Raw genomic sequence first — 12,839 nt, 5'->3', positions numbered from 1 at the left:
TCCCGCCCACCCGTCCGGGGCAGTCGCATGTGTGGACAGGCAGCCGGCCGGGAAGCGACCGGGCGGTGATCATCGGGAGGGGAACGCACATGACCAAGGTCCTTGTGCTGCACAGCGTCGGTCTGTTGAGATCGGCGCTGACAGCGCTGCTCAAGTCGGAGGAGTCGTTCGACGTCTTCGCCTCCGGCTGGCGCACCGCACAGCGTCAGGCCGAATCGTTACGCCCGGACGTGTGCGTGGTCGACCTCGACTGTCCGGGCAGCGCGACGTTCCTGGAGGACGCGCAGGGGGGTACGGGCGGCAGAGCGGGGCTGGGGTCACGTATCGCGCTCCTGGTGCTCGCCTCGGCGGGCAGGCCGGGGGCGCTGCGGAAGGCCTTCGAGGCCAGAGCGCTGGGATACGTGGACAAGGACGGTTCCCCACTACGTCTCGTACAGGCCATCCGGAAGGTGGCACAAGGCGAGCGGTTCGTTGACGAATCGCTCGCCTTCGGCTTTCTCGAAGCGACACGCATGCCGTTGACGGCGCGGGAGCTGAGCGTGCTGGCGCGCGCGGCGGAGGGGGAGTCGATCGCCGAGATAGCCCGGGGGCTGCACCTGTCCAACGGCACGGTACGCAACTACATGGCGTCCGCCACGCGCAAGGTGGGCGCCCGCAACCGGATCGACGCGATCCGTATCTCGCAGGGGGCGGGGTGGGTGTGAGCGCGGGCGGCGGTCGCGCCCACTGGGGGCGGGCCGGCCGCGCCGCTCACCGGTGCGCGAGTCCCGCGAGGTCGCGGTAGAGGGGCGAGGTGTCCAGCAGCTCCTCGTGCGGCGCGCACGCGGCGCGGGTGCCGTCGAGCGCCAGGACGCGGTCCGCCCGTACGGCCGATGAGAGGCGGTGGGCGACGACGATGAGCGTGCCGGGGCGGGCCGCGAGGGCCCGCTCCGCGTGCTCCTCGGTCTCCGGGTCGAGGTGGCAGGTCGCTTCGTCGAGGAGGAGCAGGGGGGCGTCCGACAGGTAGGCGCGGGCGAGGGCCAGCCGTTGCCGCTCCCCCAGCGACAGCCTCGCGGGGTCGATGACGGCGTCCGGGCCGCCGAGCCGCCGCACGAGGGCGCCCAGCGCCAGCGCTTCCACGGCCTCCTCCACGTCGGCACGGGTCGCGTCGGGGCGCAGATAGCGGACATTGTCACGGACGGTGCCGGTGAAGACGTGGGCGTGCTGCGGCAGCAGCGCCCGGCGCCGGTCGGGTCCCCGCGCACCGGTCACGTACGCCGGGGCCCCGGCCACCAGGACGGTGCCGCTGCTCGGCGGGACGAGCCCCGCGAGGAGCGCGGTCAGCGTGGACTTGCCGATGCCGCTGGGACCGACCACCGCGAGGTGCTCCCCGCGCCGCACGACGAGGTCGAGCCCATCGAGCACGGGACGGGCCCGGGGCCCGTACGCGAAGGTGACCCCACGCAGCTCGGCGGCGGGCGGCGCGGATGACGGCGGGCGCGCGACCGGAGGCTTCCGGGACGGCACCCCGGGCTCGGCGGTGCCCGGGGGCGGTGGGGCCGCGACGGAAGACACGGCGGCCGGCCCCCCGGGCTCGGCTGTGCCCCGACGCACCGGGGGCGGCGGGTGCGCGGCGGTGACGGCCGGGCGGGAGCGCGCGGCGTGCCGCGCGTCGCGGCCCTCCGGGTCGCCCGGCAGCGCAGGCTCCTCGGTGCCGAACCGGTCCAGCACCACCAGCAGCCGTGTGCCCGCCGCACCCAGCGCGCTCATCAGCGTGTGCAGCGCGGGCAGCAGTGACTGGACGAGGTACGTGAGCGCGCCCAGCAGGGCGCCCGCGGTGACTCCCCGCCGTAACAGCCAGGGAGTGGCCACCACGAGAGCCACGACCGGCAGTCGGCCCGCCGCGCCCAGGGCGAGGGTGCGGACGGCCGCCCAGCGGGCCAGGCGGCCCGACAGGTGTGCCTCCGCGTCGATCAGTCGGCCCATGCCTTCGGCGATCCGGCGCTCGCCGCCGCACGCCACCACATCGCGCATGCCCGCGCCGGCCGCGCCCACCCGCGCCGAGAGCGCCTCGTCCGTGTCGAGGTAGGCCCGTTGGGCACCGGCCATCGGGGCGAGGGTGCCCACGAACAGCAGCAGCCCCAGGAGCAGCGGCGGCAGCACGACCAGGAGCAGCGCCGGTGCGAGTGTGGCCATGCCCACCAGGGCCCCGAGGGCGGTGAAGACGAACGAACGGGCGGTCAGGACCAGCCCGGCGAAACTGTCCCGGGCCATCTCGGTCTGGTGGACGAGACGGGAGACCACCGCGCTGTTGCCGATCGCGCCCTCCGCCCGGGCCGGGTCCGACACGGCGGTGGCCAGGGCCTGGGACACGGCCCGGCGCACCAGTCCGTCGCGCAGCGGCTCGACCAGGCCGGCGAGCCCGGAGAACACGCCGCGTACGGCGAACCCGCCCAGCAGCGCCGCGCCGGCGGCCACGGCCAGCCAGAGCAGTCCCACGCTCGTACGTCCGGCGAGGAAGCCGTCATCCAGGGCGCGGGCGACGCCGTAACCGGTGAGGAAGGTGTGGGCGGACTCCAGGAGGGACCAGCCGGCCAGGGTGAGCAGGGCGCGCTTGCGGCGCAGCAGGAAACGCCGCCCCTGGGGCAGGACGCGGCGCAGGGCCCCCTGACCCGGCTTCATCCGACGCCCCCGTCGGTGGGCCGGGCGGGGTGGTGGTCGGCGGGGGTGACCTCGGGTGCCGTGGCCCCGGGAGCCGTGACCTCGTCCGCCGCCGTGGCTGCGGTGGCCTCGGTGGCCGTGTCCCCCGAGACGGTCGCCCCGTTGACCGCGGCCTCGTCGGCGTCCGCCGCGAATACCGCGCGGTAGGCCGGGTCCCGCCACAGCCGGGGGTGCGGGGCGACGGCGCGTACGCGGCCTTCGTGCAGCCAGATCACCTGGTCGGCGCGGGCCGCGGACGAAACCCGGTGGGCGATGACGAGCCTGGTGCCCGCCCGTACGTCGCGGGTCAGGGCGCGGTCGACCTCCCGTTCGGTGATGGTGTCCAGGCTGGAGGTGGCGTCGTCGAGGATCAACAGCCGTCCCGCGTGGGCGAACGCCCGTGCCAGGCCGAGGCGTTGGAACTCGCCGCCGGACAGGGGCGCCTCCGGCAGGGGGGTGGCGTAGCCGTCGGGGAGGCGCTCGACGAAGCCGTCGGCACCCGCCGCTCGGGCGGCCGATCGCAGGGCGGTGGCCGTCGGCGTGTGCTCCCCGAAGGCGAGGGCCTCGCCGACCGTCTCGCCGAACAGCGCCGGCCGCGCGAAGGCGTAACCGATCTCGCGCCTCAGCTCTCCCCGCTCGACGGCGTCCAGGGGTACGCCGTCGAGAAGGACGCTGCCCTCGTCGGGATCGGTGAGCCGGCCCGCGACGGCGGCGAGCAGCGACTTGCCGGCCCCGGAGCGGCCGACCACGGCCACCGTGGTGCCGCCGGGCACGAGGACGTCGACGCCGTGCAGCACGGCCTGTCCGTCCCGTACGACGGTGACGTCGCGCAGTTCGAGGGTGCCCGGCCCGTCGGCGGGCAGGCCGTGGCGCCCGTGCCCGAGGGGCGGCAGGGCCATCAGCTCGGCCGTGCGACGGGCCGCGCCCCGGCCCCGGACGAGGGCGCCCAGCGGGCCGGCCACCGCGCCGACGCCGGCGGCGAGGGCCGCGTACCGTGACAGCGCCAGCAACTGGCCGACGCCGAGTGCCCCGGAGGCCAGCCGCAGGCCACCGACGGCGAGGACGACGCAGACGAGCAGGGGCATCAGGACACCGCTGCGTGCCACCGCCCGGCCGTAGACCTGCCACATCCGCCGGCCCTCGGCCGCCAGGTCGGGGAGCGTGGCGAGCACGCGCCGCCGCTCGTGCCGGGCGCTCCCGGCGGCGGCGATGGTGCGCGCCCCGGCGAGGGCCTCGACGAGCCGGTCGGCGATCCCGGCCTGCACGCGCTGGTAGCGCGCGACGCTGTCGGACGAATGGTGGGCGAAGGCGCGGAGCAAGAGCATGAGCAGCGGGACGCCGGCCAGGAAGGCGAGCGCCGTCCGCCAGTCGATGGCGAGGAGCGCGATCAGCGCCCCGACCGGCAGGACGACGGCCGCCACCGCGCTCGCGGCGGTGGCCGGCACGGTGCCCGCCTCGGTGGCGTTGGCGGTCAGCCGTGTCGCCAGGTCACCGGGGGCGAAGCGGGCGGCGTGGTGCGGGGCGGTGGCGAGGAGGCGGGTGAGGCCGCGGGTGCGGAGCCAGGAGGTGGTGCGGGCGTTGGTGGTGCCGGTCAGCAGGGCCACGCCCGCGTCGAGGATCAGGTCCGCCGTGATCAGTGCCGCGCAGAGGGCGACCCAGCGGGGGGCGGCGGGGGCGCCGGCGAGGAGCAGGTCGAGGGTGTGGCCGAGGACGGCTGGTTCGGCGAGGGTCGCGGCGGCCGAGGCGAGCGAGCAGCCGAGGATGGCGGTGGCCCGGCCAGCGCTGTGCCGGGCGGCCTTGACCAGCACACGGTCGGCTCCCCGGTTGGCTTGGCGTTCCGTGGCGCGGTCGGCGACGCGCTCCGCGGCGCGGTCCGGGGCCTCGGCCCCGCCATGGTGAGCGGCCCGGTCGGCGGCGCGGTCCGCCGCGGGAGTCGGCTCGCGGCGGCGCCGTTCGGCGGTCCCCGGTGTCGGATCGTCCGCGTGGGGCGCCGTGCGTGCGGCAGGCATCCGGGGCGGTTCCTTCCTTCCTCGCGTCCGCCGGCGGGCGAGCCGCCCGGCGGACCGGTGGTGCGGGGGTGGTGCGGGTCCGGCCCCGGACGGGCGTGCCGTCCGGGGCCGGGGCGATCCGGTCAGTCGCACGGTGTCGGCACCGCGCGCCCGAGTCGGGTCAGTTGCAGGTGGTGACGCTCAGGCTGCTGTCACCGCAGAGCAGCAGGCTGGCGCGGCTGCCGGTGGCCAGGTCGCCCGTGGCCTCTTCCTTCGGGGTCTCCATCGACTGCAGGTCGAGAAGGGTCATGATTGATTCCTTTCCTTCATGGGGACAGTGTGTTCGGTTACGGCCCCTGGCAGGGACCGGCTCGTGGGCCGCCGGAGCGGCGGGAGGAACGGCAGGTGCGCGTGTCCGTCGGACGCGGCGCTGCCGAGGGCGAGCAGACAGCCGGCGGTGCCCGTGGCGAGATCCATGGACAGCCGCATCATCTGTTCGCCGGGGAAGGCCAGATGTCCCTGGTACGGCACGGCGTGCCGGGCGAGGGCGTCGATCTGGCGGCGTACGTCGGAGGGTTCGGTGCCGGGCCCGGGCGCGGTGGTGCGGCTGAGGTGGAGCACCATGCCGGCCGCGCCGCGGAACAGCCCGGGCTGGGCGTAGAAGGTGGCCTGCGCGGCCCGTACGATCTCGCTCCGCGCGCCTTCGAAGCGCTCGTCGTCGCGGTGGGCGGCGAAGTCGTCGAGCACCATGCCGATGCCGACGCTCCCGGCGCCGAGGTACGGCATCGTCCGCCAGCCCTCGTCGACCTGGAGGGTGCCGCCGGCGCTGCGCACGCACCGGTCGAGGTCGCGCCGCAGCGCGTCGGCCGCGAGGTCGAGGAGTCCGCTGTCACCGGTGCGTTCGTACAGGCGCAGGAAGAGCAGGGCCGGTCCGGACGCCCCGTGGAGCAGCCCGGCCCGGGTGACTCCGGGGAGCGCCTGGGCGACGAGGTCCGCGCAGCGCAGGGCGGCGTCCCGCAGGCCGAGTGCGTCGAGGGCGAGGCCGAGTCCGGCGAGGCCGCTGTGCAGGTCGGGGGCGACGCCTTCCCACGGCCGGGCGAGGGTGAGTTCGGCGAGTTCCATGGCCCGCTCGGGGTGTCCGAGCCGGTCGAGGGTCCAGGCGATGCCGGCGAGGCCGTCGTAGAGGCCGAGGGGACTGCCGGACGGGGGCTCCTTGGTGTGCTCCAGGAGCCACTCCTCGGCGGCGGTGTGGGCCGGCGCCCCTGTCTCGGCGAGGGCGTACAGGACGCCCGCCGCGCCGTAACCGAGCGTCAGTCCGCCGCCCGCCGTCGCGAACTGTGCGATGTCGCCCGGGAAGAATCGGTCGTCGCGCCCGGGGGTGGCGGAGGATTCGATGGCGCGGACCATGGAGTCGCGGCTGCGGGGCCAGTCGCCGGGCTCGACCGGCAGGTAGGGGCCGAAGGGCGGCGTGTCCCCGGACCGGGGATCCCCGGAGAGGATCTCCGCGACCGCCTCGTCGAGGAAGGCGCGCGGCACGGGGAAGTGGGCGGCCGCGATCTCGGCCAGGTGCCGGGCCTTGTGCCGGTCGAGCGGGAAGAGGCTGGTGAGCGGCATGAAGAGGGCGATCCGCAGACAGGCCAGCGCGTAGCGGTCGACGTCGAAGCCGCGCCGGTCCGCGGGGGCGACGAAGGCGGGGTTGGCGACGGTCTGGCGGCGGCCTTCGTCGATGTGCGCGGCTGCTTCGAAGTCGAGCAGGACGACGGAGGACTCGTCCTCGGACACCATGATGTTGAACAGGTGCAGGTCGTTGAAGACGACACCGCGCGCGTGGACGGCTTCGACGGCCTCCTCGACGAGCCGGTGGACGCGCAGGGCCCAGTCCGTGTAGGCGGCGAGGCTCTCGGGCGTGGGGTCGGCCTCGATGAGGGGGTGGCGGCGGGCGAAGAAGGTGTTGAGGGGTTTGCCCTCGACGTACTCCATCGCCAGGAAGTGGTGGCCCCCCAGGACGAAGGTGCCGCGTACCTCCGGTGTGTACGGCAGGCCCGCCAGCCGTTCCAGGGCCTGCTGTTCGCGCCGGAGCCGGGTCACCGCGTCGGCCCCGTCCGCCGCGAGGCCGGCGTGCGGGCGGGCCTCCTTGAGGACGACCTTCTCGCCGGTCCTGGTGTCGTGGCCGACGTACACGCCGCCGCCGTTGGAGAAGTGCAGGGCGCGGTCGATGGTGTACGGGATGTCGGTGACGGTGACGGCCCGCCGCGCGTCGAGGTGGGGGCGCAGGAAGTCGGGCAGGGTCACCCAGTCGGGGACCTGGAAGACCGGTCCTCTGAGGTCGGGGACGAGCCGCCCGTCGGGGTGCTGGACGGCGGGGCACAGGTCGCCCTTGTCGTCGTAGCAGTGACGCTGGGTGAAGCTGCCGTACCGCAGGTACACCGGGCCGTCGCCCCAGCGCAGGTCGCTGAGGATGTACGGGCCGTCCTCGCCGGCGAGCAGGGCGTCCAGGTCGCGGGCGACGCGGTGGCACTGCTCGTCGTCGGCGGGGTACACGGTGATGAACTTGCCGCTGCCGGCGCGGTCGGCGTACTTGGCGTTGCGGTTGTGGAGCAGGTAGCGGCTGGGGACGAACTTGAAGGCGACGCGATGGGTGAGGCAGTAGTCGGCCACCCTCGACAGAATCGTTTCCGCGTTGTCGAGGCGGGCCGATACGTGGATCTTCCAGCCCTGGGCGGGCAGCGTGTGCCCGAGAGGTCGCAGCGCCAGCCAGTCGCCGGTGCGGTGCCGCTGCCAGCCTTCCGGTACGGACGCGAGCGCCGTCTCGTACGGGGCCGCGTGGGCTCCCCTGCCCTCCGACGCGGACAGCCGGTGCGGTGCGTCGTAGAAGTGGCGGTCCGCGTCGCAGAAGGTGGCGTATCCCTTGATCACACCTGCTCCCTCGGTCGGCGACGAGGAAGACAGTGCCATCAGGGGACGGGAGGCCGACAGTCACAAGTGTCAGCAAAGAGCCGTGCGGAACGCACGAGTAACTTCCCTTTGGCACTTGCCCGTTGCGCGCGCCCCCGCCTCTCGTGACCCCGTCACTCCATGGCCGACCGCCCTTCCCGCGCGGCGAGGGTGAAGGAGTGCCCGGCGGGGTCGGCGTACGTCCGGACGTCGCGTGGACCGGAGTTGTCCCTGGTCTCCACGGGACGGGCGCCCAGGCCGACCGCCTCCCTCTCCGCCTCGTCCATGTCCTCCTGCGCGACGAGGATGTGCAGGTGCGCCTGTTGCGAGTCGTCCGGCCGGGGCCAACTGGGCGGCGCGTACCCGTGGTCGCGCCATACGGCCAGACGCACCCCGTCCTGCCCGACGACCTCGATGAAGTCGGGGTCGGTGCCCCGCTCGGTGCGGGCGTCCAGCAACGCGGCGTAGAACTCGGCGAGCGCTTCGGGTTCGGCGCTGTCCAGTACGAGCACACTGGTCTTCGATACCGTCATGCGGCTCTTGTGCCCCTCCTCGGGGACGACACGCGCACGCCGCGCGTGACTGCCGGGAGCCCCTACGGCCCGGCTCTCCGCGTCCGTTCCGGCGGGGGCCGCGTCCCGTGAGGCTCCGAACTGACGAAGGATCAGTAAAGTCGGATGGCCTGGCGGACCGGCCCGGAGCCGATCCGTGGATGGGAGAGACCGTGTTCTATTACGTGCTCAAGTACGTGCTGCTCGGACCGGTGCTGCGGCTGCTGTTCCGGCCGAGGACGGAGGGGCTGGAGCACATCCCGGACAGCGGGGCGGCGATCATCGCGGGGAACCATCTGTCGTTCTCGGACCACTTCCTCATGCCCGTCGTGCTCAAGCGGCGCATCACCTTCCTGGCCAAGCAGGAGTACTTCACCGGCCCCGGCATCAAGGGCCGGCTGACCGCCGCGTTCTTCCGCAGCGCCGGCCAGATCCCCGTGGACCGCTCCGGCAAGGAGGCGGGCCGGGCCGCCATCCGCGAAGGGCTCGGAGTGCTGGACAAGGGCGAGCTCCTCGGCATCTACCCCGAGGGCACCCGGTCGCACGACGGGCGGCTCTACAAGGGCAAGGTGGGTGTCGCGGTGATGGCCCTGAAGGCGGGCGTGCCGGTGATTCCCTGTGCGATGGTCGGGACGTTCGAGATCCAGCCGCCGGGCCAGGTCGTACCGAGGATCAAGCGGGTCACGATCCGCTTCGGCGAGCCGCTGGACTTCTCCCGGTTCGCGGGGATGGAGAACCAGAAGGCGGTGATCCGCGCGGTCACCGACGAGATCATGTACAGCATCCTCTCCCTGTCCGGGCAGGAGTACGTCGACGAGTACGCGGCCACGGTGAAGGCGGCGCCGGCGACCGGGCAGTCCGGGAAGTTCCCCCGGTTGCGGCGCTGAGCGCGTATCCGCGCACGGCGAAAGCACCTGGGCGGCCCGGCGGGACGGGCGTAGCGTCGCTCCATGACCAGGGGAAGCGTGATCGTGCTGGGCGCGACGGGACAGATCGGGCGGGCCGCGGTGCGGGCGCTGGCCGAGGACGGCTGGGAGGTGCGGGCCGCCTCGCGCCGCGGCGGGCGGGACGCCCGATGGCCGGACGAGGTGCGGCCCGTGGCACTGGACCGGGACGACGGGGGCGCGCTGGCGGCGGCCCTCGGCGACGGGTGCGACGTGCTCGTGGACATGGTGGCGTACGGGGCGGGGCACGCCCGGCAGTTGCTCGGGTCGGCGGACCGGATCGGCTCGGCGGTCGTCGTCTCCAGCGGCGCGATCTACCGGGACGAACGGGGGCGCGGCTTCGACACGCAGGCGGAGCCGGACGGCTTCCCGCGTTATCCGGTGCCGATCCCGGAGTCGCAGGCCACGGTGGAGCCGGGCGAGGCGACCTACGGGACACGGAAGGTGGCGCTGGAGCGGGAGCTGCTGGCGGCGGGTGACCGGCTGCCGGTGACGCTGCTGCGAGCGGGCGCGGTTCACGGCCCGTACTGCCGTGCCCCGCGCGAGCTGTTCTTCGTGAAGCGGGCGCTGGACGGGCGGCCGGTGCGGATCCTGGCGTACAACGGGCGCAGCCGGTTCCATCCCGTGCACGTGGACAACCTCGCCGAGCTGATCCGCCTCGCGGCGGTGAAGCCGGGCTCGCGGGTGCTGAACGCCGCGGATCCGCAGGCACCGACGGTCGCGGAGATCGGAGCGGCCGTGGACGCGGCCCTGGGGGTGTCGAGCGAGACGGTGCTGATCGACGGAGCGGCGCCGGTGGGGATCGTCGGGGTCACGCCGTGGACCGCGGCGTATCCGGTCGTGTACGACATGGCCGCCGCCGAGCGCGAGTTGGGCTATCGCCCGGTCACCGCGTACGCGGAGTCGTTGCCCGCCACGGTCGAGTGGCTGGCCGGGCGGCTGGCCGGCCGGGAGTGGCGCGACGCCTTCCCCGCCCTGGCGAAACAGCGGATCGACTGGTTCGACTACGCGGCGGAGGACGCGTGGCTGCAGGGCCTGACGGGAGTGCGGTGAGCGAGCACGGGACACGGGTGCCACGGAGGTGGTGGGCGCGCCGGGCGGGAACCGAGTGGCGCGGACCACCCATCGCCGGGCTGAGGGACGGGCCGAGGGGGCAGGCCGAGGGGACGTGCCGGGATCGGGGCCGGTTCTCACCCGCCACGCATGGTGTCGGCACATCGGGCAACACGGACTTTCACAAGTTCCCCCGGAACAGGGAGAGTTCTCATGGCCGGTTACGGCACCAGCGGTACGCATGGGCACACGCAGTCCCGTACGAACGGCCTGGCCATCGCCGGGCTCGTGTGCGGCGTCGTCGGTGTGCTGGTCTTCAGCGTGATCCTCGGCCCGCTCGCGATCATCTTCGGTGTGCTCGGCCGCAAGCAGGCACCGGCGAAGGGTGGGGCCGGGATGGCGAAGGCCGCGATCATCCTGGGTGTGGTGGACCTGGTGATCTTCGCCATCATGATGTTCGTCGCGGCGTCGAACGGCGGCTTCGCCTGGTACGTCGGCGGCTGACCCTCGACGCGGGACGAGCCGTCAGCCCCGGACGAGCCGGTCCAGCGCCTCGTCCAGGACGTGCCGCAGGCGCAGCGCGTCCGGCGCCACCGCCGTCACCAGGGCGGCCGGCCCGGCGAGCGGCGCGAGGACCGCGGTCTCGCCCAGCAGGCGCGGATCGACGGGCTTCTCGGCGAAGTCCGGGTCGACCACGAGGAGTTGGCCCACCGCCCGGCGCCCTGCCAGCACCGCTCCCCCGTCCCAGCCGCCGGGCGCCCCCGGACCGCAGAGCAGTTCCTGGTCCAGCAGGGGGCGCCCGGCGCGGCGGACGGTGAGGCGGGCGGCGAGGGTGCCGGGCTCTTCTCCGTGCCGGCCCAGGATCTGCTCCTCACGCAGGACCAGTCGTGCGGTGCCGTCCAGTTCGACGGTCGTACGCATCCGGAGCTCCGACCCGTACGCCGAGATCAACTGCTCCGGCAGCCAGCGCAGTTCGGCGCCGTCACCCACGGTCAGCCGGACGTCGTACGTCGCCGGCCCGGTGGCGCCCCGGCCGGGCAGGGCGACGGTCGCCGCCGCCGAGCCGACGGTGAGCCGTGCCCCGTCCCGCGCCTCCGCCTCGATCGCCAGCCGGTCGCCGCCCAGCGGAGCGGTCATCGCCCCGACGACGGTGACGCGGGTGTACGGGCCGGTGGCCCGGGTGCGGCGCAGGGCGAGCGGTCCGTCGCTCTCCAGGACCGGCAGGGCGCCGTCCCGCTCGGCGACGATCCGCGCGGTGGCGTGGACGCTCGTACGGGCGGGGCTCGTACGGGCGCCGCTCATGCGGCCCAGGCGGCGAGCCGCGCCCGCACCCAGTCGGCGACGGGCCGCACGCCCTGCTCCCCGATGAGCGAGGTGAACGCAACAGGCAGGTCGCCCCGCTGCTCCTTCGCGTCGTGGGCCATCCGCTCCAGGTCGGAGCCGACGTACGGGGCGAGGTCGGTCTTGTTGATGACGAGCAGGTCTGCGGTGGTGACGCCGGGGCCGCCCTTGCGTGGAATGTCGTCGCCGCCCGCGACGTCGATGACGAAGATCTGGGCGTCGACGAGGCCCTTGGAGAAGGTGGCGGTGAGGTTGTCGCCGCCGGACTCGACGAGGATGAGGTCGAGCGGCCCGACGGTGTCCTCCAGGTCCTCGACCGCTTCGAGGTTGGCGGAGATGTCGTCGCGGATCGCGGTGTGCGGGCAGGCGCCGGTCTCCACGGCCTGGATGCGCTCCGGTGGCAGGACGGCGTTGCGCAACAGGAACTCGGCGTCCTCGCGGGTGTAGATGTCGTTGGTGACCACCGCGATGGACAGCCGGTCGCGCAGCTCGCGGCAGAGAGCGGCGACGGTGGCGGTCTTCCCGGAGCCGACGGGGCCACCGAGGCCGATGCGCAGGGCGCGGCGGGCGCCGTCGGGGCGGTGGGCGTCGGCGCCGACGGCGGCGGGGCCGTCATGGCCGTGGTCGAGGTGCATGGTCGGAGCTCCGTTCTTCTGCGGATCTTGCTGTACGGGTTCTGTTACGAGGCGAAGAGGCGTACGGCCCAGGTGGCGTGCTGCTCCGCCGTGATGTCGAGCAGCGGCGCGGACGCGGCGGGCAGGGCGTCGACGCCCGCGCGGGCCGCCTCCGTGGCGCGTTGGGCGACCCGGTCCATGTCGGGTGCGAGCCGGGCCAGGACGGCGGTGGCCTGGAAGGGGTCGAGGCTCAGCAGCCGTACCGCCGCCGTGGCGGGCCCGCTGACCGTCTCGTACGCGACGCAGTGCGCGGCGTCCTCGGGACCGAGCCCGGCCGCGCGGGCGGCGAGCCCGAGGACGACCGGTTGGTGCGCGCCGCGCGGGTGGGCCCGGGCGAGGGCGTCGAGTTCGGTGCTCGGCCAGGTGGCGCGGGCGGCCCGCAGCATCTGGCGGCCCAGCTTGCGGGCGGTGGCGCGCAGCGCGGGTGACGGGGTTCGGGCGTCGGCGGCCTCGTCGAGCACGGCGGGGTCGGTGCCGAGCGCCGCCGCGGCGGCCAGGGCCGCCGAGGTGAGCCCGGTGGTGTGCAGGCGGCCCCGGCAGAAGGCCTCCAGGTCCTGGGCGTCTCGTATCCGTCCCGCCTTGACGGCCGGCTCGGCGCCGCCGGAGTGGGCGTGCCCCCCGGCGGGGAACCGGCCGTCGGCGAGGACGAGCAGTGCGGCACGGCTCATGACGTCG

At 74.5% G+C, this 12,839-nt stretch carries 12 protein-coding genes; 4 read left to right on the top strand and 8 right to left on the bottom strand.

What is annotated here, in order from left to right; translation table 11 throughout:
• Positions 1-89: 89 nt before the first annotated feature.
• On the top strand, positions 90-704 hold the full coding sequence (locus tag ABZZ38_RS14885) for a response regulator transcription factor (RefSeq protein WP_356739503.1): 615 nt from the start codon (positions 90-92) through the stop codon (positions 702-704).
• A 46-nt stretch (positions 705-750) separates the two neighbouring features.
• Here ABZZ38_RS14885 and ABZZ38_RS14880 read toward each other — a convergent pair whose 3' ends face one another.
• The 5 genes from ABZZ38_RS14880 to ABZZ38_RS14860 all read right to left on the bottom strand — a co-directional run bounded on the left by ABZZ38_RS14880 (position 751) and on the right by ABZZ38_RS14860 (position 8,134).
• Complete coding sequence (locus tag ABZZ38_RS14880) at positions 751-2,661, bottom strand: ATP-binding cassette domain-containing protein (protein WP_356739501.1); 1,911 nt, start codon at positions 2,659-2,661, stop codon at positions 751-753.
• Positions 2,658-4,688 carry an ABC transporter ATP-binding protein gene (locus ABZZ38_RS14875; protein ID WP_356739499.1) on the bottom strand — a complete coding sequence of 677 codons (2,031 nt, stop codon included), beginning with the start codon at positions 4,686-4,688 and terminating at the stop codon, positions 2,658-2,660. Before ABZZ38_RS14875 ends, ABZZ38_RS14880 begins: the two co-directional genes overlap by 4 nt.
• A gap of 160 nt (positions 4,689-4,848) precedes the next feature.
• Positions 4,849-4,977: a SapB/AmfS family lanthipeptide gene (locus ABZZ38_RS14870; RefSeq protein ID WP_356739498.1), complete on the bottom strand. Its 129-nt coding sequence runs from the start codon at positions 4,975-4,977 to the stop codon at positions 4,849-4,851.
• Positions 4,974-7,583: a class III lanthionine synthetase LanKC gene (gene lanKC / locus ABZZ38_RS14865; protein ID WP_356739645.1), complete on the bottom strand. Its 2,610-nt coding sequence runs from the start codon at positions 7,581-7,583 to the stop codon at positions 4,974-4,976. Before lanKC ends, ABZZ38_RS14870 begins: the two co-directional genes overlap by 4 nt.
• 152 nt (positions 7,584-7,735) lie before the next feature.
• Complete coding sequence (locus ABZZ38_RS14860; protein ID WP_356739496.1) at positions 7,736-8,134, bottom strand: VOC family protein; 399 nt, start codon at positions 8,132-8,134, stop codon at positions 7,736-7,738.
• 191 nt (positions 8,135-8,325) lie between these two features.
• Between ABZZ38_RS14860 and ABZZ38_RS14855 the strand changes: the two genes are divergently transcribed.
• The 3 genes from ABZZ38_RS14855 (at position 8,326) to ABZZ38_RS14845 (ending at position 10,653) form a co-directional block, all read left to right on the top strand.
• On the top strand, positions 8,326-9,039 hold the full coding sequence (locus ABZZ38_RS14855; RefSeq protein WP_356739643.1) for a lysophospholipid acyltransferase family protein: 714 nt from the start codon (positions 8,326-8,328) through the stop codon (positions 9,037-9,039).
• 63 nt (positions 9,040-9,102) lie between these two features.
• A complete protein-coding gene (locus ABZZ38_RS14850; RefSeq protein ID WP_356739494.1) occupies positions 9,103-10,149 on the top strand; it encodes an NAD-dependent epimerase/dehydratase family protein in 1,047 nt (348 codons plus the stop codon).
• Between the two features lie 213 nt (positions 10,150-10,362).
• On the top strand, positions 10,363-10,653 hold the full coding sequence (locus ABZZ38_RS14845; protein WP_356739492.1) for a DUF4190 domain-containing protein: 291 nt from the start codon (positions 10,363-10,365) through the stop codon (positions 10,651-10,653).
• A gap of 21 nt (positions 10,654-10,674) precedes the next feature.
• Here ABZZ38_RS14845 and ABZZ38_RS14840 read toward each other — a convergent pair whose 3' ends face one another.
• From ABZZ38_RS14840 to ABZZ38_RS14830, 3 genes are read right to left on the bottom strand one after another with little or no spacing between them, the layout of a single operon-like run.
• On the bottom strand, positions 10,675-11,451 hold the full coding sequence (locus ABZZ38_RS14840; RefSeq protein ID WP_356739490.1) for an urease accessory protein UreD: 777 nt from the start codon (positions 11,449-11,451) through the stop codon (positions 10,675-10,677).
• Entirely contained in the window at positions 11,448-12,125 is a 678-nt protein-coding gene (gene ureG / locus ABZZ38_RS14835; protein ID WP_356739488.1) for an urease accessory protein UreG, read from the bottom strand. The genes ABZZ38_RS14840 and ureG overlap by 4 nt, the downstream gene beginning before the upstream one ends.
• Before the next feature lie 44 nt (positions 12,126-12,169).
• Positions 12,170-12,832: an urease accessory UreF family protein gene (locus ABZZ38_RS14830; RefSeq protein ID WP_356739486.1), complete on the bottom strand. Its 663-nt coding sequence runs from the start codon at positions 12,830-12,832 to the stop codon at positions 12,170-12,172.
• Between the last annotated feature and the right edge of the window lie 7 nt (positions 12,833-12,839).

The organism is Streptomyces sp. NPDC006368, assembly GCF_040612535.1.
GTDB lineage: Bacteria > Actinomycetota > Actinomycetes > Streptomycetales > Streptomycetaceae > Streptomyces.
Note: the sequence above shows the minus strand (reverse complement) of the source record. Positions and strands in the feature narration are given on the sequence as shown.